Origin of the sequence: Paraburkholderia phenoliruptrix (assembly GCF_047325075.1) — a bacterium.
GTDB classification, from domain to species: Bacteria; Pseudomonadota; Gammaproteobacteria; order Burkholderiales; family Burkholderiaceae; genus Paraburkholderia; species Paraburkholderia phenoliruptrix.
Genome location: NZ_CP168530.1, coordinates 793,167 through 819,072, shown reverse-complemented (window position 1 = coordinate 819,072; position 25,906 = coordinate 793,167). Strand labels below are relative to the sequence as shown.

17 protein-coding genes are annotated in these 25,906 nt (G+C 63.8%); 9 read left to right on the top strand and 8 right to left on the bottom strand.

Annotated elements, in window-relative coordinates; all coding sequences use genetic code 11:
* Nucleotides 1-10: 10 nt before the first annotated feature.
* A complete protein-coding gene (locus ACEN8U_RS03555) occupies nucleotides 11-286 on the bottom strand; it encodes a hypothetical protein (protein WP_028359618.1) in 276 nt (91 codons plus the stop codon).
* A 416-nt stretch (nucleotides 287-702) separates the two neighbouring features.
* Between ACEN8U_RS03555 and ACEN8U_RS03550 the strand changes: the two genes are divergently transcribed.
* The gene (locus ACEN8U_RS03550; protein WP_013590997.1) at nucleotides 703-1,851 is read left to right on the top strand and encodes a branched-chain amino acid ABC transporter substrate-binding protein; all 1,149 of its coding nucleotides are present in this window, start codon (nucleotides 703-705) and stop codon (nucleotides 1,849-1,851) included.
* Between the two features lie 135 nt (nucleotides 1,852-1,986).
* Here the strand turns inward: ACEN8U_RS03550 and ACEN8U_RS03545 are convergent, their stop codons facing one another.
* Nucleotides 1,987-2,295 carry a hypothetical protein gene (locus tag ACEN8U_RS03545; protein WP_368608139.1) on the bottom strand — a complete coding sequence of 103 codons (309 nt, stop codon included), beginning with the start codon at nucleotides 2,293-2,295 and terminating at the stop codon, nucleotides 1,987-1,989.
* Nucleotides 2,296-2,331: 36 nt separating this feature from the next.
* Nucleotides 2,332-3,321, bottom strand: a complete 990-nt coding sequence (locus ACEN8U_RS03540; protein ID WP_368608182.1) for a chemotaxis protein CheB — start codon at nucleotides 3,319-3,321, stop codon at nucleotides 2,332-2,334.
* A 91-nt stretch (nucleotides 3,322-3,412) separates the two neighbouring features.
* Here ACEN8U_RS03540 and ACEN8U_RS03535 point away from each other — a divergent pair, with 91 nt between their 5' ends.
* Entirely contained in the window at nucleotides 3,413-3,664 is a 252-nt protein-coding gene (locus ACEN8U_RS03535) for a hypothetical protein (protein WP_013591000.1), read from the top strand.
* Between the two features lie 67 nt (nucleotides 3,665-3,731).
* Here the strand turns inward: ACEN8U_RS03535 and ACEN8U_RS03530 are convergent, their stop codons facing one another.
* Together ACEN8U_RS03530 and ACEN8U_RS03525 are read right to left on the bottom strand one after the other, a co-directional pair.
* Nucleotides 3,732-7,943: a chemotaxis protein CheB gene (locus tag ACEN8U_RS03530; RefSeq protein WP_413657309.1), complete on the bottom strand. Its 4,212-nt coding sequence runs from the start codon at nucleotides 7,941-7,943 to the stop codon at nucleotides 3,732-3,734.
* Between the two features lie 355 nt (nucleotides 7,944-8,298).
* Complete coding sequence (locus ACEN8U_RS03525) at nucleotides 8,299-9,165, bottom strand: hypothetical protein (protein ID WP_368577630.1); 867 nt, start codon at nucleotides 9,163-9,165, stop codon at nucleotides 8,299-8,301.
* A gap of 514 nt (nucleotides 9,166-9,679) precedes the next feature.
* Between ACEN8U_RS03525 and ACEN8U_RS03520 the strand changes: the two genes are divergently transcribed.
* The 4 genes from ACEN8U_RS03520 to ACEN8U_RS03505 all read left to right on the top strand — a co-directional run bounded on the left by ACEN8U_RS03520 (nucleotide 9,680) and on the right by ACEN8U_RS03505 (nucleotide 15,090).
* A complete protein-coding gene (locus tag ACEN8U_RS03520) occupies nucleotides 9,680-10,669 on the top strand; it encodes a porin (protein ID WP_368608141.1) in 990 nt (329 codons plus the stop codon).
* Between the two features lie 191 nt (nucleotides 10,670-10,860).
* On the top strand, nucleotides 10,861-11,883 hold the full coding sequence (locus ACEN8U_RS03515) for a 3-oxoacyl-[acyl-carrier-protein] synthase III C-terminal domain-containing protein (protein ID WP_368577632.1): 1,023 nt from the start codon (nucleotides 10,861-10,863) through the stop codon (nucleotides 11,881-11,883).
* A gap of 28 nt (nucleotides 11,884-11,911) precedes the next feature.
* Entirely contained in the window at nucleotides 11,912-14,473 is a 2,562-nt protein-coding gene (locus ACEN8U_RS03510) for a hybrid sensor histidine kinase/response regulator (protein ID WP_368608142.1), read from the top strand.
* A gap of 83 nt (nucleotides 14,474-14,556) precedes the next feature.
* Nucleotides 14,557-15,090 carry an N-acetyltransferase family protein gene (locus ACEN8U_RS03505; RefSeq protein ID WP_368608143.1) on the top strand — a complete coding sequence of 178 codons (534 nt, stop codon included), beginning with the start codon at nucleotides 14,557-14,559 and terminating at the stop codon, nucleotides 15,088-15,090.
* A 36-nt stretch (nucleotides 15,091-15,126) separates the two neighbouring features.
* Here ACEN8U_RS03505 and hmpA read toward each other — a convergent pair whose 3' ends face one another.
* Nucleotides 15,127-16,341, bottom strand: coding sequence for an NO-inducible flavohemoprotein (gene hmpA / locus ACEN8U_RS03500; RefSeq protein ID WP_368608144.1), 1,215 nt, complete (start codon nucleotides 16,339-16,341; stop codon nucleotides 15,127-15,129).
* 329 nt (nucleotides 16,342-16,670) lie between these two features.
* On the opposite strand from hmpA, the gene ACEN8U_RS03495 reads away from it, so the two are divergent.
* On the top strand, nucleotides 16,671-17,363 hold the full coding sequence (locus tag ACEN8U_RS03495) for a phosphatase PAP2 family protein (protein ID WP_368608146.1): 693 nt from the start codon (nucleotides 16,671-16,673) through the stop codon (nucleotides 17,361-17,363).
* 19 nt (nucleotides 17,364-17,382) lie between these two features.
* Here the strand turns inward: ACEN8U_RS03495 and ACEN8U_RS03490 are convergent, their stop codons facing one another.
* Together ACEN8U_RS03490 and ACEN8U_RS03485 are read right to left on the bottom strand one after the other, a co-directional pair.
* Nucleotides 17,383-19,101 (bottom strand): ShlB/FhaC/HecB family hemolysin secretion/activation protein, encoded by a 1,719-nt coding sequence (locus ACEN8U_RS03490; protein WP_368608147.1) that lies wholly within the window; start codon nucleotides 19,099-19,101, stop codon nucleotides 17,383-17,385.
* A gap of 55 nt (nucleotides 19,102-19,156) precedes the next feature.
* Complete coding sequence (locus ACEN8U_RS03485) at nucleotides 19,157-21,418, bottom strand: filamentous hemagglutinin N-terminal domain-containing protein (protein WP_368608148.1); 2,262 nt, start codon at nucleotides 21,416-21,418, stop codon at nucleotides 19,157-19,159.
* 351 nt (nucleotides 21,419-21,769) lie between these two features.
* On the opposite strand from ACEN8U_RS03485, the gene ACEN8U_RS03480 reads away from it, so the two are divergent.
* Complete coding sequence (locus tag ACEN8U_RS03480; RefSeq protein ID WP_368577642.1) at nucleotides 21,770-24,418, top strand: PAS domain-containing protein; 2,649 nt, start codon at nucleotides 21,770-21,772, stop codon at nucleotides 24,416-24,418.
* A 229-nt stretch (nucleotides 24,419-24,647) separates the two neighbouring features.
* The gene (gene tehA / locus ACEN8U_RS03475) at nucleotides 24,648-25,682 is read left to right on the top strand and encodes a dicarboxylate transporter/tellurite-resistance protein TehA (protein WP_368608149.1); all 1,035 of its coding nucleotides are present in this window, start codon (nucleotides 24,648-24,650) and stop codon (nucleotides 25,680-25,682) included.
* Nucleotides 25,683-25,906 lie beyond the last annotated feature (224 nt).

Genomic DNA, 25,906 nt, shown 5'->3' with positions numbered 1-25,906 from the left:
CCGCACATCGCTACGGCTTGCGCGCCGGCGCACTGTTGTCGGGCGCGCCGCGATTGTAGGGCTGGGTGGGCGGCGGCCGGTTGTCGGTTCCCTGATCCTGGCGCTTCGTATCGTCGCCGGCACTGTTCTTTTTCGCAGGGGCGGCATCGGGCGCCATGCGACGTAAGGTCTGCAACTGCAGCAGTTTCAGGAGGCGGTCGCTCGCCTGCGCTGCGTTCATGCCCGCGAGGCATCCCGCGCAAGCGAGACCTACCGCCACGATGGATAGTCGGATTCGCTTAGCCATGCACGTCTCCCTGCTAGCGCATCCTCGCGGCCCGCATGCACAGCGCCTGCCGGCCGACGATGTGTCGCGTGGACGCGCTCATTCATGATACTGCCGCCACTGCGATGTCGCACGCCACAGGGGGTGTTTGTCCTGATTGCCTCGGTTTACGCTGCTGTGCCGTAATGCGGATGGGTCGCTCGCCGAAGGCGCGGAGCAGGAGCGTTGCCGCTTTCCTGTTGCTGCGCATCGCGACGTTTCCTCTCCGGACACATTTGCTCAATACCCACGTCTATTCACAAGGAGCCCAACCCGCAGTTCATGCGAACAAGAGCCGTGCACCGGCCGCCTCCGCGCCGCAGAGCTTGAACTGCGGGCGAGCCCACCGGCATGCACGCCATAGCAGTGACCTCATGCTTGCCGACAAAGGAAACAACATGCGTTTTGCGAAGACTTTCACCCCTATCGCGGTTGCAGTTGGAGCACTTCTCGCAGTTGCACCACTCGCCTCTCGCGCGGATACGGTTGTAAAAATCGGCTTTGCTGCGCCGCTCACCGGCCCCAACGCCAGTTACGGAAAAGACCTGGAAAACGGCGTCAAGATGGCGCTCGACGACGCCAAGGCGCAAGGCATCAAGATCAACGGTCAGCCCGTGTCGTTCCAGCTCGTTGCCGAAGACGATCAGGCCGACCCGCGCGTCGGCGTGCAGGTCGCGCAAAAGCTGGTGGACGAAGGCGTGTCCGTCGTCGTCGGCCACTTCAACTCCGGCACGACAATTCCCGCTTCGGATCTCTACGAAAAGGCGGGCCTGCCGGTCATCGATCCGGCGGCGACCAATCCGGTCATCAGCAACCGCGGCTACAAGAACGTCTTCATGGTGATCTCGAGCGACGCACAGAACGCGGGCACCGCGGGCGCCTATGCCGTCACCACGACGAAGGCCAAGCGCATCGCCGTGATCGACGATCGCACGGCGTTCGGTCAAGGCGAAGCCGATGAGTTCGTGAAGGCGGTGAAGGCGCACGGCGGCGACATCATCGACCGCGAATACACGACCAATCAGGCGACGGACTTCAAGACGCAGCTCACGAACCTGAAGAGCAAGAACCCCGATCTGATTTTCGTCGGCGCGCTGAATCCGCAGGCGGCAGGCATCATGAAGCAGATGAACCAGCTCGGCCTCAAAGCGCAGTACGTGGGCGGCGGCGGCGTGAAGGACGTCGACTTCATCAAGCTCGCGGGCAATGTCTCGGAAGGCGCAATGGCATGGGAATACGGCCGGCCGCTCGACAGCACGCCCGTCGGCGCGAAGTTCGCCGAGCGCTTCAAGCAGAAGTTCGGCGAGGACGTGCTTTCGTATGCGCCGTTCGGCTACGACGCGGCGTGGACCGCCATCAAGGCGATGCAGGCAGCCAACTCGACGAAACCGGACGACTATCGCGCGAAGCTGCAAGGCATCAGCTTTGACGGCATTACCGGGCATATCGAGTTCAACGCGAACGGCTCGCTGAAGAACGGCTCATCCACCTTGTATCAGGTCAAGAACGGCCAGTGGGTGACGGTCAAGACGGTGAGCGGCCTGTAAGCCAGGCGTCGCGGAGTGACGGCACCGGCGCGGGCAGCGCCTCTCGACAGCATGGGGCCGGTGCCGGACCCGACCGCAGCGATGAATGCGGGCGAGCAGCGCGGCGAACAGCGCGGCGGGGGGCGCCGAGGGCGCTTACCGCCGCGCTTGCGGGCACTCCGTCCGATACCAGAAATCCACTTGCCGCTGCGCCGCCTCCAGATCCGCCGGATAGTAGGGGTCGAAGCGCCACTCCGGGTGGTAGCCCGCCATCTCCAGGGCCGCCAGTTCGCTCATGCTGCGCTCGTGCGTGACGGGCGCCTTGTTTCTGATGTCGGTGAGGTCGCGGCATTGGGTGGGGCTCAGGTGCGTCTGCGCGCCTCGCTGCATGCCGCCGGCAACACAGCCCGCGAGCAATACGATCGACGCCGCCAGAATCGGCGCTACCTTCGTCGCAATCTTCATTTCGTACCTCTTGCCAGGCGGACAGCGAATTGTGCCTCAGGGCTCCTGGGCGCGCGTGGCGCTGCGCAGAATCTCGGCCAGCTTCTCGTTTTCGTCGATGCGAGCCTGCTCGACCGCCTTCTCCACATCGTTGCCCGCACGCTCGGCCCAGCGCTGCCGTTCGCGCGCGAAGATGATCCGCTCATGCACCGCACGGATGGCGCCCCAGACCGCGTCCTCGGCGCTCTGCTCGGTCGCCTCTTCGAGCGTCAATGAGGAAAACGCGTGCCCCGTGTGGCAGCGGTAACGCAATGGCCGCTCGTCGTACATTCGCCAGAGGACGCCGTTGCAACTCGGGCACGTGAGCGCCGAGCGCTCACCGATCTCATCCAGTTGCTCCGGCAAGACCGTCAGGCTTTCGCCGAGCTGTGCCTCGCGGTCAAGATCAGGCCGATTGGTCATGGGATGCTCCTCGCGCGGTGCTGCTCCCTGCACCGCAGCATGAAGAACCTGTGGGAGATCGTCAGGACCCGCGACGGCGTCCGCGCCCGCCGCGGCGAGCGCGCTGCGCGGCATGGAAGGCGCCTCGGAATCGTCGGGGCGCTGCACCACCGCATAGCCACCGCGCGCACGAATGGCGGCGAGACCCGCCGCGCCGTCGTCGAGATCGCCGCTCAGCACGACGCCCACCACACGTTTGCGGTACTCGGCGGCGGCTGAGCGGAACAAGGGGTCCGCCGCCGGACGCGCAAAGTTTTCAGCCGCGGTATCGAGCAGCCGGAATTGGCCGTCGCGCACCACCATGTGTCGATCGGGCGGCGCGATGTAGATTCTGCCTCGCTCCATCCGCTCGCCTTGCTGCGGATGGCTTGCCTTCAGCGGACCCGCGCGCGAGAGAAGTTCCGGCAGTATGCTGTGATGTCGGCCGATGTGCAGCACGATACAAACAGATGCGCCAAGATCGGGAGCAAGGCCTGCCACCAGTTTTCTGAGCACGGCAAGCGCGCCACGCGATGCTCCGATAACTACAATGTCGCGATGAGCCATAAGGCCTCCTTCGTCGTATCGGCGCAATTTCCAGACCTGAACGGGACGGGCGCGGCAGGTTCTGCGAGGGCATGCAACGCGGGAGGCAATCGTGAAGCTATCCGAAGAACTGATCAATTTGCGCCAGGCCGATGTACATATCGCCGAGGCGACGCGCCGGATCGAGCATCAGCAGGCACTGGCCGCGTCGTTGCCGGCGGGTACTGAAAAGGAGCGCGCCGAGGCGCTGCTCACGGCCATGCGGGCGACGCTCGTGCAGTTCGCCCTGCACCGCGAAGCCATCGTCGAGAACATTGCGCGGCTGCGTGGGAGCGGCGACGAGTCTTCCGATAGCGCGCCCTGAGCAAGCGCAGGCCGGGCCAGCGCGCCCGGCCTGCATAACGGAGACGCCAGCCGACCCGGCGCCCGCATCACTTCCCGGTGCGTCGCGCGTCCGGCGTCAGCTGTGCGCGCCGGTTCTCGCCTGCGGCTCGCCCGTCCGGCGTCAGCGCGCCGAGTTCATCCAGCAATTGCTGGAATTCCAGCGGCTTCGCCAGATGAGCGTTGAATCCCGCCTCATGCGCGGCCTGAACCTCGTCGTGCCGGTTCCGCCCTGTCAGCGCAATCGCGTGAACACCGCTGACGGCCGGATCGGACCTGATCTTGCGGATCAGCTCGTAACCGTCCATGTGCGGCATGCCTATGTCGGACACGACCGCGTCGACCGGTTCCTCCGCCAGCATCCGCAGCGCCTCCAGACCGTCGCCGGCGGTCCTGACGCGCGCTCCTTCGAGCTCGAGCAGCGTGGTCAGCGAGGCAGCCGTTTCCGCATCGTCCTCGACCAGCAGGATGTGCAGGCCGGCGATAGTGCGGTGCTTGCCGATGGCGTCGCGCAGCTGCCCGCGCTCGTCTTCTATGGCGGGCAGCCATACCGTCATTCTGGTGCCGTGGCCCGGACCGTCCGACTCCGCCTTGACGTGGCCGCCGTGCATCTCGACAAGCTGCCTCACGAGCGCAAGGCCGATGCCGAGACCGCCGCGACTGCGGCCGCGCGGCGTCTGGCGGAACATATCGAAGATGTAAGGCAGCGTGGCCGGCTCGATGCCCTGGCCGCTGTCGGTGACTTCAAGGCGCAGCATGCGGCCGTCGCGCGACAGACGCACCTCCACGTGTCCGCCGGAATCCGTGAACTTCATGGCGTTGGACAGCAGGTTCCAGAGAATCTGCTCGCAACGGACGGGGTCGGCAAGCGTGATGGCCGGCTCGTCTGCAACCTCGACCTGCATCGTAATGCCGCGGGCGTGCGCGTCTTCCTCGCAGGTGTCAGTGATATCCGCGATCAAAGCCGCCAGATCGACCCGCGAGACTTCGAGCGCGAGCTTGCCGGTCTGGATTCGCGAGAGATCGAGCAGATCGTCGATGATCTGCGCCTGGCTGCGCACCGCGTGCCGGATGGACGCGGCCGCATCCCACACGGCGGGCAGGTGGCGCACTTCCGGCAAGCGCGGAAGCATTTCCGCCTTCACGCCGATCAGATTGAGCGGATGTTTCAACTCGTGCGACAACACGGCGATGAACTCGTCCTTCAACTGGTTCGCGCTCAGCGCCTGCTCGCGCGCCGCCTGCTCGCGGGCGAGCGCTTCGCGGCTCGCGTCCTCCCGCAGTTTGCGCGCCGTCAGATCGCGCAGAATCTTCGCGAAGCCGTTAAATGACGTATCCACAATCGGCGTCACCACACCGCTGCAGAAGATGCGGCGGCCGTCTTTCGTGCGGTGCCAGCGCTCGTCGTCGGCGCGGCCGTCCTTCGCGGCGATGTCGCGCTCCTGCGCGGGCAGCAGCGCCTGGCGGTCGTTGTGCTCGTAGATCAGCTCGATGTTCTGGCCGACCACTTCGCCTTCCGAATAGCCGAAAATCCGTTCCGCGCCCGCGTTCCAGCTCACAATCGTTCCGGCGGAATCCTGAATCACAATCGCGTAGTCTTTGGTCGATTGCGCGACGAGGCGCAGGCGCCGCTCGCCCGCCCGCGCGGCTTCCTCGGCTTCGTGACGGTCGGTGATGTCGATCAGCGTGATCACCGCGCCGTCGATATGATCGTCCGCCGTGCGATACGGCAGGAGCCGCATCAGATACCAGCGGCCGGCCTCGCTCTGAATCTCCCGCTCGGTCAGCCGCAGAGACTGGAACGACTGCCTGACGTCGTCGGCAAGCGTCGGATAGCGCAGCGTATGCGTGATATGGAAGAGCGAGCGCCCGAGGTCGGAGTCGATCAGATTGAAAATGGCTGTGGCGTTCGGCGTAAACCGTTTGACCCTGATTTCCTTGTCCACGAACACCGTGGCAATTTCGCTCGACGCGATGATGTTGTGCAAATCGTCGTTGGCTTTGGCCGTGTCTTCGATCCGTGCCTGCATCTCCGCGTTGGCGGTAGTCAATTCCTCGTTGACCGACTGCAATTCTTCCTTGCTGCTTTCCAGCTCTTCGCTCGTGGAGCGCAGTTCCTCGATGATCGCCTGCAGTTCTTCGTTCGACGCCTTCAGTTCTTCCACCGACGTCTCGTACTGCTCGATGATCGTGGCCAGCTGTTCGCGGCTGTGCTGCAACTCCTGCTCCAGCTGGGCGAGCACAGGGTCCTGGCCGGTCGCTTCGACCTGTTCTTCGTCGGTCATGTGGCCGGCAACTTCGTCGAATACGATCAGGAGAAACTCCGCATTGGCGACGGCGTCGTGAAACGGCCGCACCGTCATGTTGATCCACGAGACCTGGCCGTCGTGCACCCATTTCACCCGGCGGGCTTCCACGCTCGTGCGCGTTTGCAGCGCCCGGAAAATGGCGGTGCGCAGGTCGAGCCTCAGGTCGGGCAGCACGAGCGTCATGATGTTGCTGGACAACTCGCCGCCGACGTGCCGCAAGAAGCGCCCGGCGTTGTCCGACAGATGCACCACGTTCGATTCACGGTCGATAATCACGCTCGGCGGCGAATACGTTTCGAGCGCGCGCTGATGCAGTTCCGCGTAAGAGAAGTTGCGCTGCGCGGGGCTCGCCGGTTGCCGCGAAAGCGGCAGCGGAACCGCCCGCTCCTCGCTCGCGCCGACGTCGGACTGCAGCAGCGGCGGAAAGCCCATTGCCGGCTTGGCACGATGCGTGACGGCGCGCGCACGGTAAATGCGCCACTTCTTGTCCACGACGACGAAGAGATCGTCGGCCGCGTCAGCCGACTCCGCCGTGCCGAGGAACAGATAGCCGTTCGGGCGCAGCGCGAAGTGGAAGAGTTCGAGAATCTGCCGCTGCACCGCGCGCTCGAGATAGATGAGCACGTTGCGGCACGAAATCAGATCCAGATGCGAAAACGGCGGATCGCGCAGCAGACTGTGGGGCGCGAAGAGAATGCGCTCGCGCACGGCCTTGGTCACGACGTAATGAGCGCCTTCCCGCGTGAAATAGCGTTGCAGCAGCGGCGCCGGCACGTCGCTCGCAATGGCAAGCGGATACGAACCGGTACGCGCGCGGGCAATCGCCGCTTCGTCGATGTCCGTCGCGAAGACCTGAATCGAGCGGCCCGATGCGGCTTTTTCGCGTGCCTGCGCGAGTTGCAGCGAGATCGAGTAAGCCTCCTCGCCGGTCGCGCAGCCCGCGACCCACACTCGCACCTGGCCGTCCGGCGGCTGTTCGGCGAATAGCGAGGCAATCACTTCGCGGCCGAGATATTCGAACGCGTCCGGGTCCCTGAAAAACTGCGTGACGCCGATCAGCATGTCGCCGAGCAGTGCATGCGCCTCGTCGGGCGTTGCGCGCAGGAAGTCCCGGTAGCCCATCAGGTCGCGCTGGCCGTTCACCTGCATGCGCCGCTCAATGCGCCGAAGCACCGTGGCTCGCTTGTATAGCCGGAAATCGTGGCCGGTGCGCACGCGCAAGTGCATGAGGATGTCGGAGAGCGCGCGTTCCGGATCGTTGACGAGCGCCTTGCCGGTGTCGTTCGACGCCTCCGCGCCTTCGAGGTCCTGAAGCTGGATGCGCTGCGCGTTGCTCCACAGCTCCAGCAGCCGCTGCGGCATTTCGGAGGCCGGCAGCACGATGTCGACCTGGCCGGTGGCGATCGCATGCTGGGGCATCTCGGCGTGCTCGGCGTCGCTCGGCGTCTGGGCCAGCGTAATGCCGCCGGCTTCCTTGATGCGGCTCAGTCCCGCGGCGCCATCCGACCCCGCGCCGGACATGACGATGCCGATTGCGTGCCGCTCGTGCGCATCCGCGAGCGTGCGGAAAAAATGATCGATCGTGAAAGCCGGTCCGGGAGCTTGTTCCTGGTCGAGCGTCCGGAGGCAGCCGTCGGACATTTCGAGCCGCTTGCCCGGTGCGATCACGTAAATATGGTTCTTCTCGAGAGGCATGGTGGCCGTCACCTGGCGCACGGGCATGCCTGTCGTGCGTTGCAGGATCGCGTCGAAGTGACTGGCGTGTTCCGACGGCAGATGCACGACGACGACAAACGCCATCTCCATGCCCGTCGGGGCATTCTCGAAAAATGTATTCAGGGCGGTAACCCCGCCGGCCGAAGCGCCGATCCCCACCACCGGAAAACGCAGGTCGCTTTTTACCGTGGGAGGTGATCCGGCTACCTCCCGGGCGGTCGACTTCTGCCGTGACATTGCCTTTCTCCTCGTTTTCGCGCGACAGCGGACTGTCGTGCCTCCCAGATAAGAATTATCGCCGATGCACGCTCAGTCAACTGTTAAGGCGCTCATTGTAGGGCCAGCAAGAGCCACGCGCCGCTTTATCGGCATGATCGGGGCCAAATCGCGCACGATGGCCGGTGTGGCGTTGGCGGCAGGTCGCCGGCGGCGGGTTGCCGCGGCGACACGGCGTGAGACGGCGCGACGAGGCGCCGTGCGGGGCCGCCAGCCATATTACGAATATAGGCGACGCCGGAGTAAGGGAGTAATGCAGGAATGACAGAGAAGACGGGCCACGGCACATTCATGCCTGCCGTGGCCCGCGGGCGGCTTAGTGCTTCGTCAATTGCCCGTACGCGATCACCGAATTGTCGGTTGCCTTCACCAGATAAATGATCGAGCGCTGGTACAGCGTGGTGCTGCCGGTGACCGGCAAGAACGTGATCGCCGCGTTGCCCGTGTACGTCACGCCCGACGCGAGCGTGCAGGTGCTCGTGGTGCCCGTCATCGTCAGCGTATAGAGGTTCTTGCTGGAACCCGGCGTGGTCAACGTCAGCGTGCCCGAGACCGCGCAGCCGAGAATGTTGCCGGTGAAACCGCCGGCGTCGTCGACAGTGAGTGTGGTCGAGTTTTGCGCCCACGTGCCGGTGACGCTCGACTGCGAGACCGCCAGTGCGTTCGCCGGATCGTATTTCAACGACAGATTCACCGTACTGCCGTTCGCGACATAGCTGCCGGTCAGGGTTTGATTCGCGGCATACGTCCCGCTACCCGCCGTGGCGGTGTAGCGCAGGTTGCTCATGACTTCGAAGCCGCTGGTGAGCGTCCAGTTCGGCGCAGCCGTGGTCGCGGCGCCGAAGAAGGTGGACGTGACGAACGAGAACAGGCCGCTCAGGTAGGAGATGTTGTTCGCCGGATCGATCATCGCCGTGACGCGCGACGACGTCGTGTCCGTCCAGATGCCTTCGAATCCGTTCCCTGTCGCCGCGGTCGACCCCGCCTGCGGCGATGCGAGGCTCGGCAGTGCCTCGCCCGTCACGGTCGGCGTGGATGCCGGGGACGGTGCCGACGGTGCACTCGCGGCCGGCGCAGCGGCCTGAGTGGTCGAAGAACTGCCGCCCCCGCCGCCGCCGCATGCGGCAAGCGCGAATGAACCCAGCAACGACATAATCAAAGGTAGTTTTTGTTTCATTTTCATTTTGTAGTTTGAGCGTGCGGAGATTCAAGTCCGCAAAATGGTTGTTCAACTCTCGATAGGCCCGCGCAAAATCGCGCACCGGGTTAAACGGCAGCAGAGCGAAAATCTTGAGTGTTGACATAAACGAATATCTTTGGTTAGAGCGGGTCGCTTATTGGCGAATGGACAGATGTCGGCAGAGTTAATGCATGCCGCATAAAAGAAACTGCCGCCGAAAGCCTGTGGCTTTATCGTTCTCCAAGACTTCGGCCATAACGATTCGATTGGGAAAATCAGGCCGGCGAGGGCGTCGCAGAACTTCCCGCGCGTGCAAATCGCGCAACGTCGAGTATCCAGTGCATCACGCATTGGCCACCGCAGCTATCATGTCGAGCGGCGGCTGCCCAACGCGCGCAAGCCGTCGCTTTCATTTTTCTTTGTGTATCGCGGCTATTCCATCAAAAGGATTATGTGCCTGACTGAGGCCTTTCGTTCACGCAACCGCTGTCCCGCGCGGCTCGTCCTAAGTGTCGTCATGGCTGGCTCCTGCTGGTTCGCCGCGCCGGCCGCTCACGCACAGGGCACTGTCACGCTATACGGCTCGATCGACACGAGTATCGAAGTCACGAATCCCGGCTCTTCCTGGACGCCGCGCCTCGACTCGGGTGCGTACCGCGGTTCGAGAATCGGCCTGCGCGGCGCCGAGCAACTGGATTCGGACACGCGTCTTCTGTTCGAGCTCGAAAACGGCTTCAGCTCGGCTGACGGCACCTTCTCGACCGCGGGCACGATCTTCAATCGCCAGGCGTGGATCGGCGTCGGCGCGCCGTGGGGCGAAGTTCGCGTCGGCCGCCAGTACTCGCCGATCTACATCCCGTTCAAGGGGCAGCTCGACGCCTTCGGCGCAGGCACCATCGCCTCGGGGCTCAACAACCTCTCGAAGATCACGCCGTACACGGATAACGGCATCGCCTATCTGTCGCCCGACTTTCACGGCTTCACCACGACCGTGATGGTCGCGCTGCGCGACAGCGGCAACGGCAACGGCGTTTCCGGCGACTATGAAACGTTTGCGTACCGCAATGGGCCGCTGCGCATTGCCTATGCGCATCAGCAGACGCATGGCGGCACCACCTTGCGCGCAAACCTGGGCGGTGTGTCGTACCGCTTCGACAAAGCCACCGCCTACATGTCGTTCTTCAACGGCGACGGCGGTGCGCCGCGCTATCACGACGACGGTCTGTCGGTCTCCGTGCGCTACGCGTTCTCGCCGCGCCTGCGGGTTTCGCTGGGCTATGCGTATGCCCGCGATCGCTCGGGCGGCGACGACAACGCCGACCAGTTCAGCGTGGCGTGCGAATACGACTTCTCGCCGAAACTCACGCTCTACGCGAGCGGCGCGATGCTGCGCAATCATGGCGACGCCACCTTCACGCTGCGCGGCGTCAACGTGACCGGCCTGCCGACGGCCTATCCCGGCGCGCCGGTTCGCGGCGTGCAAGTGGGGATGATCGAGCGGTTCTAGCCGAATGCCGCTTTTCACGTCGATTAAATGATCCAACCGAGGGCGACGGTATTTCGCCAGTTGCGGTGGACGCGTTAATGTACGAGCGCTGTAAAAGCGGGCGCCGGATGACAGGCGCGCGCTACGTGCGCGAACGAGACTCCCTCCACCAATAAACCCTCTTTAATGGATTGTTTATGCTTATCAAGAACGTGGCCGTCAGCCTGCCTTCCAGAGTCGTCACCAATGACGAAGTCGCCGATATGATCCGGTTTCATTCCACCGGCTATGAGGGCGACATCGACCGGGGCATTCGCACCATCAAGACGCTGCTCGATCGAAGCGGGCTCGTCAACCGGCGCTGGTGCGACAGCCACGAGTCGCCCATCGACCACGTCGCCATGGCCACGCGCAAGGCGTTGTCGGAAACCTATTTGCGGCCCGAGCACATCGAGCTGTTTATTTATGTCGGCATCGGCCGAGGCTTTCTTGAGCCGGGCAATAGCCACATGATGGCGAGCACGCTCGGTTTCATCAATGCGGAATGCTTCGACGTGGTGGACGCCTGCATGAGCTGGACCCGCGCCATGTCGATTATCGACAGTTTGTTCAAGTGCGGTCAGTACAGAAACGCTATGATCGTGAATGCCGAATTCAATATGCTGGCAGGCGGTCCACTCTACCCGGGGAATTTTGCGTTGAAGAATCAGGCGCAAATCGAATACACATTGCCGTCCTTCACGATCGGCGAGGCGGCCACCGCCACGCTGCTCGTGGCGAAGGAGCCGGAGAACTTCAGCTTTGCCTTTCGCGGAAAGCCCGAGGTTTCCGACCTTTGCACCATTCCCATTCCCGGCTATGAAGGCTATTGCCACCCGTCGGAGCGAATCGGGAAAAACGGCGACATGCGTTTTACATCGTTCGGCCACGAGCTTCACAAGAATTCCGACGAACTCTCCGCCGTACTCGCTAAACTGCCAATTCCGAAGAAAGATATCGACATTGTCTTTACCCATGCGTCTTCCAAGGCGGCGTGGCACGGCTATGGAGAAAAGGTGGGCATTCAGGACAAGATGTATCACATCTATCCGGAGACGGGGAATCTCGTGTCGGCCTCCATTCCCGCCGCCATTGCCATGGCAAAGGACAACGGCGAATTGAAACGGGGAGACAGAGTGCTGTGCTGGGTCGGCAGTGCTGGCATGTCATTCAACGTTAGCAGCTTCAGGTTCTGAGGCCACGTCAATAAATTCAAAACGCGACATGAAAGCCATTTCAGGGGGCATCCGCTATCTCAACCGGGTGGTGTCCGAAGCTGCCAAAGTATCTGACTACAGCGTGCTGGCTGTGGGGTTGATCGGCACGCTGGGACATCCGGTGTACTGGTTCTGGTGGACCTTTGTGGATCCGCAGCCGAATGAGAACGCACTGATGCGCGTTGTCGGCACCGCAAGCTGCGCGTTGCTGCTGTTGCGCCGTTTCTGGCCCGCTCCGGTAGCGCGCCTCCTGCCCTGGTATTACTTCGCAACGGTAGCCTACACGCTACCGTTTTTCTTCACTTACTATCTGCTGGCGGGTGACTATTCGATGCTCTGGTCGATGGCCGAGCTCGGCATGGTCTTCTTTCTGATCGCCATCTTTCCATCGTTCGTTGCGTTGTCACTCAATCTGGCGCTCGGCATCGGCGCTGCCGTGTTGTGCGCCCGCATCGTCATTCCGCAAGCTGTTCATGTGGATGCGCATCTCTTTCTCTACACTTATCTGCCGGTTTTCACCTTCGGCATTTGCGCGGGCATCACGTTCTCATACAGCAATCTGAAGGGAATCGTCGCGCAGGCGCGCACGGGCGCGCTGCGTGCGCTCGCGGGCTCCATTGCTCATGAAATGCGCAATCCCCTCAGCCAGCTCAAGCATGTTCTGGATAGAGTGGAAGAAGTACTGCCGGCCGCCATGGACCACCACGCGTCGCAGCGCCGCACCGCGCTGCTGTATCGGCATCTGGCGCACGGCCAGCTCTCCATTGAGCGCGGCTTGCGCATCATCGCCATGACGCTCGACGAAGTGAGCGCCAAAGCCATCCGCTCCGATCAATTCACGTATGTCAGCGCGGCGGCGGCCACGCGCAAGGCGCTCGAGGAATACGGCTTCGGCGACCAGAACGAGCGTGCCCGCGTAAGACTCGCGGTGCTGGAAGATTTCACCTTCAAGGTCGATGAAACCGTCTATCTGTTCACGCTTTTCAATCTGATCAAGAACGCGCTTCACCACATTGCCGCGCACCCTTCGGCCACGCTCACACTCACGGTGGATCGGCACACGGTGATCGTTCACGACACCGGCCCCGGCATTGCGCCCGAGATGTTGCCGCATCTTTTCGAGCCGTTCCGCACCGCAGGCAATTCAGCCGGCACCGGGCTCGGGCTCGCTTACTGTCAGCGCGCGATGCGCGCGTTCGGCGGCAGTATCCGTTGTCGCTCCGAAGTCGGCCAATTCACCCAGTTCACGCTGGAGTTTCCGCCCGTCTCCGAAGCGGAGGTTGCACGCCACGAGCAGGAAGTGTTCGAACACGCGGCGCCGTTCCTTCAAGGCAAACGTATCCTCGTTGCCGACAACGATGCGGATCACCGCAAGCGCGTTCAGCGCGCGTTGTCGAAGGCAGGCGCGCTTCCGCGCGAAGCGGCCGACGGCGAGGCGGCGCTCGCCGCGCTCGGCGAGCGACAGGCGTGGGACCTGGTGCTGATGGACATCAACATGCCGGGACTGGACGGCTACACCGCCACCGAGCGCATTCGCGCGGATCGGCGCAATCCGAACTGCAACGTGATTGTCGTCGCGTACACGGCGGAGCCCGGCAACGTGGCGCGGGTTCTGGCACGCCGCGCCGGCATGGATGAGTTCGTCAGCAAATCGGCGAGCATGGTCGGGTTGATCGGCGTGCTGCGCAAGCTGTTCGAGAACGGTCATCAGCATGGACGCAGCCAGCGCTTTGACGGCTTTGCCGGCAAGACGATCCTGCTCGCCGACGACGACACGTACAGCAGACTCGTCGCGAAAGGCTATCTCGAACGATTCGGCGCAACAGTGGTGGAAACCGAACATGGCCCCGCTGTGCTCGCCCGGCTGCAGGAAGGCGCCGCGATCGACGCGATCGTGATCGACATGAACATGCCCGGTATGGGCGGCGTGGAGACCACGTCGCTCATCCGCGCGCGTTCCGATGCGTACGCGAGCGTGCCGATCATCGCGTTGACGAGCCAGACCGACATGGAGGCGGTGGAACGGTGCCTCGCCGCCGGCATGAACGAAGTGATGACGAAGCCCGCGCAGATCGGCGCGCTGTATGCGGCGCTCGCGCGGCAGTTCGCTCGGCATCGGGCACAACATCTGTCTGCAGACGCAGCTTCGTCACACGAGGGCGCGTTGCCGGCCGGCAAGTCCATGCCGCTCAGCGAAGGTCCGCTGCTCGACGAGAAGCATCTTCAGGAACTGGTCGCGCTTGACCTGCTCGACCAGACGTTCCTGAATGGCATCGAGCAGATTCGCTCGACGGTGGCGACGCTCGCGACGAGCGTCGCGGCGCGCGACCTCGATTCGACGCGGGAGGCGCTGCACATACTGCTCGGCGTCAGCGGCAATATCGGCGCCCGGGCGCTGCATCAGTTCCTGCGCCAGATTTATCCGCGCGTGGTGGAAGGCGAATGGCCCGCCGAAGCAGACTGGCTCGCACGAATCTGTTCGTTGAGCGACCGCTCGGCCCCGGCGTTGCAGACGTATTTCGCCTCCGCAAAAGCGCCCGAGCATCATCGAAAGACGACGAGCGATTGATTGGTTTTAGTCGGCGATGAGGAGCGCTGTGCGCGATGCCTTGCAGCACGATCCAGCATGCCTTTCGACTCATGGAGCCAAAGATGACTGAAACGATAGCGGTGCGGCGCATCACTGCCGACGAGGCAATACGTTACGTGGAACCGCTCGCCGATCTGCTGATCGATTGCGTGGAGGGCGGCGCGTCGGTCAGCTTCATGTTGCCGATTTCGAAAGACACCGCGCGGCAATTCTGGCAGCACGTCGCCGATGGCGTGATCCGCGACGAGCGAATACTGCTCGTCGCCGAATATCCCGACGGCAAGGTCGTCGGCACGGTGCAGCTCATCACGGCGCAGCCAGAGAATCAGCCCCATCGCGCGGATGTCGCGAAGATGCTCGTGCACCGTGAAGCGAGACGTCAGGGCGTTGCCGCGCGGCTCATGGCCGCCGTGGACGACGAAGCGCGACGCGCCGGCAAATCCGTGCTCGTGCTCGACACGGTCACGGGAGGCGATGCCGAGCGGCTCTACGAGCGCGCGGGCTGGCAACGCGTGGGCGAAGTGCCGAATTATGCGTTGATGCCCGACGGCCGCTTTTGCGGCACGACCTTCTTCCACAAGCAACTGGCCGCCTAGACACTCGAAATAAGGGCTCAACGCACCACGGCATGTTCACTCCTCAAACAGATCAGGGCCGAAGACCTCGTAGTGAATCCGCGTTTCGGGAATGTCCATTGCGCGCAATGCATCGTGCTGCAGGCGCATGAATTGAATCGGGCCGCACACATAGTAATCCGCGTCCGGCAGCAGGATCAGGTCGCGGAGTTCGTTGAGATCGATGAAGCCGGCGCGGTCGTAGTCCTGCCCTGCTACATCGCCCGGCAATGGGTTTTCGTAGTAGACCACTGCCTTGAAGTTCGCATACGTCGCCGCGGTTTGCCGAAGCCGGTCGCGCATTGCATGGACCGCGCCATTGCGTGCGCCATGCACGAACACGACCTGTCGCTGCGGATCCTGAATCGCGCGCTTGAGCATGCTCACCATCGGCGTCAAACCGACGCCGCCGCTGATCAGCACGATCGGCGTTTTTGCATGGACGTCGATATAAAACGTGCCGTACGGCGCGGCGAGCCTGACTTCGTCGCCAACGTTCACATGCTCATGCAGCAGCGACGACACATAACCCGGCGGCCGCGAGGCATCGCCATCCTCGCGTTTGACCGAAATGCGATAGCTGCGCCCGTTCGGCATGTCGGACAGACTGTATTGGCGAATTTGTTGCAATTGCAACGAAGGTACTTCGACGGCAATGCTGATGTACTGGCCCGGTTCGAAGTTGACCACGGGCTGCCCGTCGGCGGGTTCCAGCACGAATGAGGTAATCACGCTGCTTTCGGGCCGCTTTTCCTTGACCACGAACTTGCGCCAGCCGGTCCAGCCGCCCAACTGTTGCGTCGAATTCTCACGCAGTTCGCTTTCCATGCCCATCAACAGGTCCGCAAGATTGCCATAAGCCTGCGCCCAGGCCGAAATGATCTCTTCATTCGCCGCATCGCCCAATACGTCCTTGATCGCGCCGAGCAGATGTTCGCCGACAATCGGGTAATGCTCGGGCCGCACGTCGAGGCTCGTATGCTTGTTGGCGATGTTTTTCAGCACGGCTGCGAGGCTGCCGGGATTCTCGATGTTCTCGGCATATGCATAGACCGCACGCGCGAGCGCCTGCTGTTGTTGGCCCTGATTCTGATGCGCCACGTTGAATACGTTTTTCAGTTCGGGATGAGCGTCGAACAGTCTCTCGTAGAAGCGCGTGATGATGGGCAATCCATGCTGCGCCAGCACGGGGGCCGTAGCTTTTACAACATCCTTCGTTCTCTGCGTCAGCATTTGCCGCTCCTTTCATGCGTGACGCGCGTCGCACACGCGCCGTAGTTCGTGAACAGTAGATACAGCAAACCGTGTGACAGGTCCGGCGGCAGCGCGTGCGCGCATTGCACGCCACGCCTGACGCATGAAATCCGGGCCTCTGCGGCGATGATACGTCGTGCCGGGCGCAGCCAGGCGAACGGGACATCTGGTGAAAAATTGTCGATCATTAGTGATCAGGTACACTAACCAGTAGCCGTTTTGTCAAGAATCTGCTGCACGACGCAGCAGCCGCAACACAGGGAGACGGTTTCAGCCCTTTACTACAAGCCTTAAATGCTCACAAAAGAATGAATAGCTTTGATACAACAATCGAAAAGTATCTTTCAAACATTCACTTCGGGTTCTTCACGACCCACGCCATTGAAACAGTCGCCGATCTGTACACCTTTAAGGGTCTGCTGCTCATTCCCGTATTGTGGTGGATGTGGTTTCAATCAGGTGAGCGAACGAAATGGCGCCGCGAAATGGTCATTGCGACGGTACTCAGCGGCCTCGTCGCGCTGTTCGTCGGACGAGCGTTGACGCACTGGTTGCCGTTCAGAGTACGGCCCGTCTACAGCCACGAACTGAATCTGCACTTTCCGACCAGCGTGTCGAAAGACGCGCTGCTGACATCGTGGAGCTCATTCCCGAGCGACCACGCCATGCTGTGGATGGCAATCGCCACAGGCATCTTTCTGGTGTGGAAGCGAATCGGTCTGCTCGCGCTGGCGTACACCGTGCTTTTTATCTGCCTTCCGCGCGCCTATCTCGGCTTTCACTATCCAACGGACCTGCTCGTCGGCGCCGCAATCGGCATCGCCATCGCTTATGTCATGACACGTGAAGCCGTTCGCGCGCGCTCCGCGGCGCCGCTATTGCGATGGACCGAACGCTACCCCGGCCCTTCCGCGATGCTGGCCTTCGTTCTATGCCTCGAACTCGTCACCCAGTTCGACGAACTGCGCAAGCTCGCGAGCAGCGTCTTCAAACATATCTAACGTGTTCTGGGCGCTTTAGCTAGCTGCCTATCGAAACATAGAGCAGCACCATGGGCGCCTTCGATCCACCGGGCGTCGGCGCGCGCAGCGGCACGCCATAGGTGCAGCGAACATCGACGAAGCGCGACCATTGGAAACGCAAGCCCGCGCCGATGCTGACGAGCGACCCGTGGCTCGCCTCCGCGGGCTGATCGATACGATTCCACACATGGCCGGCGTCGACGAACACGAAAGGCTGCGCGGCCGCGCTGCTCGCGCCGAACGGCAAAGCAGGCGCGCGCAATTCGGCCTGCACGTTCCAGCCGCGATCGCCCAACACGACATACGGCTCATAGCCTCGCACGCTCGACTCTCCGCCCAAGCCCATTTCCTCGCTCGGCAACAACGTATTCGGCGTCCACTGGAAGGTGCCTCGCCCGCTCAACGTAAAGCCGCCGCCCAGCGCAAACGCGCGCTGAGCAGCGAGTTGCAGATACGCGTAGCGGGCCGTCGCGCCTTGCCGCGCGGCGCGAAAAGCGCTGTCGGTATTGGAGCCGTCCAGCCCGCCAGGACTGGCCACGAGCATCGCGGATGCATGCGTCGCGCCTCTATCGTCCGGCTGGCTCAGATCGTATGCGAGCACGAATTGATGCACGTGCGTGTTCGAGTTGAACACCTGAAAGCCGCCGAACTCCAGATCGTTGTTGCTGCGTTTGAAGTCGTAGCCGAACTGCACGAGTTGCGCGGTCTCGCCTGTCGCCGGCACACGCCAGTCGTAGCGCACGCTGAGCTGCGCGGAGGTGCCGGTTTGCCCGTAACTGTCCGGCAGACGCGGCGTGCTTTGCGCGTAGACGCCGAACAGTTCGATGCTGTCGTGCCACGGCAGCGGCGCGACGTAGCTGAGCGCGTGGGCCATGAAGCGCGCGCGGTTCGGGCGCCCCTCAATGTCAGGATTGCCGCTGAAGAAATCGTTACTCGCCGTGAATTGATAGGCGGCGTGCTGATCGAGCCCGAACAGATTGCCATAGTCAATGCCGGCGAAGAAGCGGTCGCGGCCGAGTTCGCGCACGCCGGCGTTGTCGTACCCTGCGTTCACACGCCATGGCAGACGGTCGTCGGTCTGGAGGATCACGTCGGTTGAATTGGCGGCCTGGCCTGGTGCGAAGACCGCATCCACGCGACGGTACGGATTCGCGTTGAGCACCGCGAGACCCAGCGACACCTCGGACTGCAGAATCGGACCGCCCGGCTGGAGCGGCATCTCGCGTTTGAGCAGGTCGTCGGAGAAATAGCGGTTACCGCTCGTGCGCACCTCTCCCAGCCGAAACTCCGCGACCGCGATATGCACGACGCCGGCACTCACATCCTGCTCGGGCACATACACATCCACGAGCGGCTTGCCGGCGGCGCGATACCGCTCGACCACGGCGCGGCGAATCTCGCCAAGGCGTGCAAAGGTGAGAGGCTGGCCGAGATCGTCGTCGAACGAATGCAGAAAAGCGGCGTTCAGTAGAGGCAGGCCGTGCGCGGCGATGCCCGGCTGCGCGGCCGCCCGAGGCGTGCTTGCGCCCGCGGCCTCGAACACCAGCCCTTCTAGCCGGCTCACTGCGATCTGCGCGGAGTTTTCCTCCGCCGGCGCCGAAGGTCGCGACGGCGCCGTGCGCGGCGTCGGTGGCGGGGGTGCTGGGGCAACGTCGCGCCAGGCCTGCGCGAATACTGCCGAAGCGTGTAGCGCCGCCATCACGCACAAAGCGGGCATTGCGCCACGCGGGCCGAGCGCGCGCGCCGGTGTATCCGCGAATAAAGCGCGCCGCTTAATGCGCAAGCTGCGAGCGCAACACAGGATGCGTCGCGCCGGCCGGCATCGCCCATACGCCGTTCGGGCCGAAGTCGTAGCCCGCAAAATTGGCCGGGTCGCTCATCTGCGCCGTGGTCAGCCCGTTCGACGGCGGCAGACTCCCGCCGCTCGCCGCCTGCCCTGTCGTCTGCGTGTTCCAGTAGACGTCCGGCGCGAGCGTGCCGGAGCCGAACGCAATCACGCCGTGCGTCGGCATGAAGCGGGTTTGGACGGCGCCGGTCGCAAATGACTGGCTGACGGTTCCATCATTGATACCGACGAGCCCGCCGCCGTAACCGGTCGAGAACACCGGGCTCACGCTGCCCGTTGCATACGACTGCGTGATCGACCCGAGGTTGTAGCCGACGAGGCCGCCGTTCGCGTCCGAGCCCGAGATCGCCGCGCTGCTCCACGAGCGCTCGACGCTGCCTTCGTTGCGGCCCACCAGTCCGCCGAATGTGGTGCCGTCCTGGTAAATCTCCCTCGCGGCGCCGCTCGAGTGCGCGTTGGCGATCACGCCCTGATTCACGCCGGCCAGCAGGCCGCTGCCGAGAAAGCTCGTGCTGACATAGCCGTTTTCCACGCCTACGTCGCGCAGCACGCCGCCCGTCCCCACCACGCCGAAGAGTCCCGACGAGTAGTCCTTGCTGAAGTCGGCGATCTCGATGTGCGCGTTGTTCACGTTGTGCCACATGCCGTCGAACTGGCCGGTGAAGGGCGTCGCGTGATTGCCGATTGGCGCGAGCGTGTAGCCGGTCGCGTCGATGTCCGTGCCGAGCGCGTAGTTGCCGGCGAGGTCCTGCGCAATGTTCTGCAGGTCCGTCACATTGTTGACGAGCTTGTAGGCTGTGATCTGCATGAGCTGCCCGCTGGCCGGCGCGGCCGTCCACGCGGGATTGCCGAGCAGAGTGCCGGCGCTGTAGCTTCCGTTCATGTCGTAAAGCGCATTGACGAGCCCCGTGCTGCCCGACCAGTCGATCACGCCGCGATTCGCGACGCTGCCGCCGTTGTCGAGGCTCGCGGCATCCGCGCGCAAGGTCAGGTTGCCGCCGCCGTGGTTGGCGACGGTTGCGCCCTGCGCGATGCTCAGGTTGCGATACGCCGCGAGCGTCAGCGACGCATTGCCTTGCCATGCAATGCCCGAATTCACGTCGATGTCGCCGGAACCGCCGTTCGCGCCGGTGGTTTGCAGGTTGACGGAAGTGCCGGTGCCGAGGCTCGTGGAGAGCGCGCGCGCCGCGCTGTCGTCCACGGTGAAGGCGGGTGTCGCGATGTTCCATTGATTGGCGTGCACCGTCGTGCCGCCAGTCGGAAACGCGAGCGTGTCCGCGCTCATGTCCACCGTACCGCCGGTTGCGTCGATCACGCCGCCCGGTTGCAACGTGCCGTGCGCCGCGACGAGCCATACGTGGCCGTCGCGCATGGCGGTGCCCGTCGCGCGAATGGCCTCGTGATTGCCGGCGAGCGCGTAGATGTTGCCGTCCACGGCTTGCAGGCTGATCTGCGCCGCCTGAATCAGGCCGCCGTTCACGATGGCGGCGCTCGCGCCCGGCTGGCCCGGCTGCACGAACACCTGCCTGCCCGACGACGAATCCTGCAGCAGCACCTGCTGCCCCGCCGCCAGTTCGACGGTGCCGTTAGGCGCGCTGATGGTGCCGGCATTGGCCACCTGCCGCGCGATGAGGAAGACGTCGCCGTTGCCGGAAGCAATCGTGCCGAGGTTCACCACGCCCGCGCGCGAATTGCCCGACAGGGTGAGCGGCTGGCCGTTCATGAAGGCGTCGGTGTCGGCGACATCGAGCGTCGACGCGACAAAGCGTCCGTTTGTCGACACGACGCCTCGCGGTCCGACGACGATTCCTTGCGGATTGATCAGATAGACGCTGCCGCTCGCGCTCAGGGTGCCGAGAATTGCGGACGGGGAGCCGCCCGTGACGCGGTTGAGCGTCGCGCCGTTGCCGTTGGCAAACACCACGCGGTTGCCGCCGCCAATCGAAAAGCTGTTCCAGTCGACCACGCCGCGGCCCGAACCCTGATTGATCGTCAGTGTGGTGCCGTCGCTGCTGAACGATCCGCTTCCGCCGACGAAGTGTCCGCCCGCGGGCAACACGCCCGCAGCGCGCGCATCGAATGAAGCCGCGCAGCACAGCACCGCCGCGGCAAGCGGCAGGAGCGCAATACGCGCCCCGCGCCGACGTGAATTATTGTGGTCGTATGCTGCCGGCGGAATGTTGTTCATCACGTCTCCTGTCCCACGCGAGGCGCGCCGCATGCTGAGATGGCATGCGGCTCTCGCGCGTCGGTCCAACTGTGCGCACGCCCGTATTATTGCAGCCGGTTTCGGGCGCACAATGAGCACCGCGAAGCGCGATATCGACGTATTGCGCCTAAAGGTCTGCGGAATTGGCCAAGGCATAAGCGGCGAAGTGCCGCAATGGGGGTGCGAACCCATGGTTTCCCCAATAGCAGCGAGGCGACGGGCACATGACGATGGGCTTTCGCTCCGCTGCGGCAGCGCGATGCTTCAATCTCACTTACGATCTGAGCACACGTCATCTCCAGGCAGTAAAACAGTGCGATTGATAACGCAATGAGCAATAACGATATTGCCGATCAGGTTCCGGCTCTCGTATGGACCGCCGATGCAGGCGGTGTCGTCACCTATGCCAACATCGCTTGCCGCAAGTACCTCGGCCATCCCTTCGCGCCGAACACCGCGATTCACTGGGATCAGTTCGTTCTGGAAGACGACGTCAAGAAGGTGCTCGATGCATGGCGCAGCGCGCTCACAGCGGGCGAAAGCGCCAAGGTGAACGCGCGCCTCGAACGTTTCGACGGCCAATACCGCTGGCACAAACTGCGCATTCAGCCAATTTTCGACGACGCGCGCGTCGTCAGCGGCGCGTGCGGGATTGCCGTGGACATCCACGACTTCGTCAAGGCCGGCGAGGCCTATGAAATCGGCGAACGGCGTCTGCGCTTTGCACTCGACGCGGCGCGCGTCGGCGCGTGGGAATGGGACATGGGCAGCCGCACCGCGCGCATCAGCGCCCAGCTCGCGCAAATTTACGGGCTCGAACGGCAGGAAGCAGAAGTGCCGCTGCAATGGCTCTTCGATCGCATTCCCGAGAGTCGTCGCGCGTGGTTCGCGCGCGAGTTGACGGCCCGCTTGCACGAGTGCGTGCCCTTCGAACTGGACTTTCCGATCGAACTCGAGGACGGGCGCCGTTCGTGGCTGCGCACGCGCGGCGAAACGGACTGCGGAAGCGGCACGACAATCGAGCGCGTATTCGGCGTGACGTACGACATCACCGAGCAGCACGATGCGCAGATCGAGCGCGAGCGCAGCGAGCAGCGCTACCGCGCGCTCGTCGAAGCGAGTTCGGAACTCACGTGGATCGCGGACGCAGCGGGCCATACGAATCAGCTCGGCAACTGGCAGTCGTTCACGCCGCAGGACGGCCTCACCGCGGGCTGCGAATGGCTCGATCTCGTCCATCCCGACGACGAAGCCTGCGCGCGCACGACGTGGTCGAACATCGTCAAGGCGCAAATGCCGGGCTCGATGACCTTCCGGCTCCGGCGACGCGACGGCAGCTGGCGCACCATGTCCGCGCGCGCCGCGCCCTTGCGCGACGACGACGGCACACTGCGCGAATGGTTCTGCATGGCGACGGACGTGACCGACGAGCGCGCCGCCGCAGCCGCGCTGGAGGAGCGCAATCTGCGTCTTCAGGTGGCCATGCGTGCCGCGCGCATGACCATCGGGTATCTGTCGCTCGATTCCTGGACAGTCTGCTGGGACAGCGTCGACGCACTGCCGGGCGTGCCGGCCGGGACGATTGCGCTGCGGTACGACGCCGCGCTGCATCGCGTGCATGCCGAGGACCGCGCCGCCGTGGACGAGGCGATGCGGCGCGTCGCCCTGAGCGGCGAATTCGACAAGCCGCTCGAATTCCGCATCATGATGCACGGCGAGGAAAGCTGGCTGCAGAGCCAGGCGGTCTTGCAACGCGATGCCGACGGCAAACCGTGGCGCGTCATTGCCAGCGCGGTGGACATCACGCAGCGCAAGACGCTGGAACTTGCATTGCGCGAAACGGATCGCCGCAAGGACGAATTCCTCGCGATGCTCGCGCACGAACTGCGCAACCCGCTCGCGCCGATGCGCAATGCGATCGCGCTGCTGCGCCGCGAGAGAGAATCCGGCGTGAATTCCTGCGAACTGGTCGGCATGCTGAGCCGGCAGGTCGATCATATGGCGCAACTCGTCGACGATCTGCTTGAAGTGTCGCGCATCACGCACGGGCGCATCGTGCTTCGGCGCGAGCCGGTGCTGCTCGGCACCGCCATTTACGGCGCGCTGGAAACCGTGTCGTCAATGGCGGCCTCGCGCGGCCAGCACCTCACGGTCAAGCTGCCGCCCGCGCCCGTCTGGCTCCATGCGGACCCGCTGCGCCTCTCGCAGATCTTCGTCAACGTATTGAACAACGCGTGCAAGTACACGGATCCCGGCGGCAGCGTGTGTGTGACCGCGCTCGCCGACGAACGCTTCGCGGCGGTCACCATTGAAGACAACGGCAGCGGCATTTCGCCGGATCTGCTGCCGCACATCTTCGACCTCTTCGCACAAGGCGAGCGCACGCTCGACCGCGCGCACGGCGGGCTCGGCATCGGCTTGTCGCTGGTGAAAAAGCTGGTCGAGCTGCATGGCGGCACGATCGACATTGCGAGTCCCGGCCCGGGCCGCGGCGCGACGGTGTCGATCCGGCTGCCGCTTTCGCACGCGCCCGACGTGCCCGCGCCGTTGCACGACGAACCGTCCCCGAGCGGCACCTCGCATGGCGAGCGCGCCGCGCTCAATGTGCTGATCGTCGACGACAACAAGGACGCCGCGGATTCGCTCGCCCTGCTGTGCGAGAGCGAGGGCTATCACGTCAGCATCGCGTACGGGGCGCACGATGCGCTCGCGAAAGCCGAGGCCGAGCCCGTGGATGCCGCGTTGCTCGACATCGGCCTGCCGGACATCGACGGCTACGAGCTCGCCGGGCTGATTCGCCAGAAGGGCGGGACACGGCCCGTGCTGATTGCAGTGACGGGTTACGGCCAGGCCGACGATCATCTGCGCGTGCAGGCAGCGGGGTTCGACCATCATCTCGTCAAGCCGGTGAATATCGACTACCTGATGTCGCTGCTCGCGGAACTGTCGCCGGCGGCGGCATCGCCGCATGCGGACTGAGGCGGGCGCATTTCCTACCCGATCCCGATCCCGATCCCGATCCCGATCCCGATCCTTAAACGCTGAATCACGAAAGCCTCCGTCGTTCCGTTCCCCATGTGCATCTTGAGACGATCGCGCGATTTGTTGAGCGTGCCCCGCGTTCAGCGTTTGCGACGGCGGTTCTACAGTACGTCATCGATCGCGCAGCCGGATAGTCACGCGCGACACAACCTTCGGAGGATCGGTGATGAACAGCAATCGTGGCGCGATTCCGGCCTCGTTCTTCGGGATAGCAGTGGGCGCACTGGCGCTCGCCAACTTGTGGCGCGTGGCAATCAGGTTGTGGCATTGGCCCGCCGCCATCGGAACGATCACGACGGTCGCGGCGCTGGTCGTATGGCTCGTCATTCTCGTCGCCTACGCGCAAAAGTGGCGCACGCACGCGACCGACGCCCGCGCGGAACTGCAGCATCCGGTGCAGTCGTCTTTCGTGGCGCTCGGCCCCGTGTCGAGCATGCTGGCCGCGCAGCTTCTGCAGCCCCACGCGTACAAACTTGCACTTGTGTTGTTCAGCGTGGCGGCGCTCGCGCAACTGGCGCTCGGCGCGTATCTGCATGGACGGCTCTGGCAAGGCGGCCGCAAGCCCGAGCTCATCACGCCCGCCATTTATCTGCCCACCGTGGCGCCGAGCTTCGTGGCCGGCACCACAGCGGCAGCTTTCGGCTTTTATCAGTTGGGCGGGCTCTTCTTCGGCGCGGGCGTGCTGTTCTGGCTTGCAATCGAATCGCTGATCCTGCACCGTGCCGCCGTACATGAACCGCTGCCCGAAGCATTGCGTCCGACGCTCGGCATCCAGCTTGCGCCGCCCGTCGTAGGCGGCGTCACCTACCTCGCGTTGACGAGCGGCGCCTCCGACCTATTTTCGCTGATGCTGCTCGGCTACGGCCTCTATCAGGCCTTGCTGCTGTTGCGCCTGCTGCCGTGGATTCGCCACCAGCGTTTCGTGCCGGGTTACTGGGCTTTCAGCTTCGGCGTGGCCGCCTTGCCGACCATGGCGCTGCGCATGGTGGAGCGAGGCACCACGGGCGCAGTGGCGTGGGCCGCGCCGGTTCTGTTCGTGGTCGCGAATGTCATCGTCGCGATGCTGGCAGCGAAGACGCTGGAGTTGCTCGTGCGAGGCAAGCTGGTGCCGCCGGCTTCGGCGTCCTCCGGTGAGCCGCAGGCGGCGAGCGCGTCGGCTGATCCGGGAATGGTGCGGGCTCGGCAGACCGCAGGGGTTTAGTTAGCCACTATCTGCTGGCAGCCCGTGGCCGACCGTTAGCCCGCGGGCTAACGACCTAAACCCGCCGGATATTGTTATTGCCGCAGCCAGGCGTCGTCCCCGCTTCACGCCGCAGCGGAATTGCACCACGAGCGGGCACCGCCGCACTGCAACGTTGCATCCGCGCCTGGCCGAGAGGCGCCCTGCCGACGCAAAAGCCCCTGCTTTCAGGGGCTTTTGCGCAT

Coding starts and splice junctions, on each gene's coding strand:
- ACEN8U_RS03555 (WP_028359618.1), bottom strand. CDS start 286: ATGGCTAAGCGAATCCGACTATCCATCGTGGCGGTAGGTCTCGCTTGC.
- ACEN8U_RS03550 (WP_013590997.1), top strand. CDS start 703: ATGCGTTTTGCGAAGACTTTCACCCCTATCGCGGTTGCAGTTGGAGCA.
- ACEN8U_RS03545 (WP_368608139.1), bottom strand. CDS start 2,295: ATGAAGATTGCGACGAAGGTAGCGCCGATTCTGGCGGCGTCGATCGTA.
- ACEN8U_RS03540 (WP_368608182.1), bottom strand. CDS start 3,321: ATGGCTCATCGCGACATTGTAGTTATCGGAGCATCGCGTGGCGCGCTT.
- ACEN8U_RS03530 (WP_413657309.1), bottom strand. CDS start 7,943: ATGTCACGGCAGAAGTCGACCGCCCGGGAGGTAGCCGGATCACCTCCC.
- ACEN8U_RS03525 (WP_368577630.1), bottom strand. CDS start 9,165: ATGAAAATGAAACAAAAACTACCTTTGATTATGTCGTTGCTGGGTTCA.
- ACEN8U_RS03520 (WP_368608141.1), top strand. CDS start 9,680: ATGGCTGGCTCCTGCTGGTTCGCCGCGCCGGCCGCTCACGCACAGGGC.
- ACEN8U_RS03510 (WP_368608142.1), top strand. CDS start 11,912: ATGAAAGCCATTTCAGGGGGCATCCGCTATCTCAACCGGGTGGTGTCC.
- ACEN8U_RS03505 (WP_368608143.1), top strand. CDS start 14,557: ATGACTGAAACGATAGCGGTGCGGCGCATCACTGCCGACGAGGCAATA.
- hmpA (WP_368608144.1), bottom strand. CDS start 16,341: ATGCTGACGCAGAGAACGAAGGATGTTGTAAAAGCTACGGCCCCCGTG.
- ACEN8U_RS03495 (WP_368608146.1), top strand. CDS start 16,671: ATGAATAGCTTTGATACAACAATCGAAAAGTATCTTTCAAACATTCAC.
- ACEN8U_RS03490 (WP_368608147.1), bottom strand. CDS start 19,101: ATGCCCGCTTTGTGCGTGATGGCGGCGCTACACGCTTCGGCAGTATTC.
- ACEN8U_RS03485 (WP_368608148.1), bottom strand. CDS start 21,418: ATGAACAACATTCCGCCGGCAGCATACGACCACAATAATTCACGTCGG.
- ACEN8U_RS03480 (WP_368577642.1), top strand. CDS start 21,770: ATGAGCAATAACGATATTGCCGATCAGGTTCCGGCTCTCGTATGGACC.
- tehA (WP_368608149.1), top strand. CDS start 24,648: ATGAACAGCAATCGTGGCGCGATTCCGGCCTCGTTCTTCGGGATAGCA.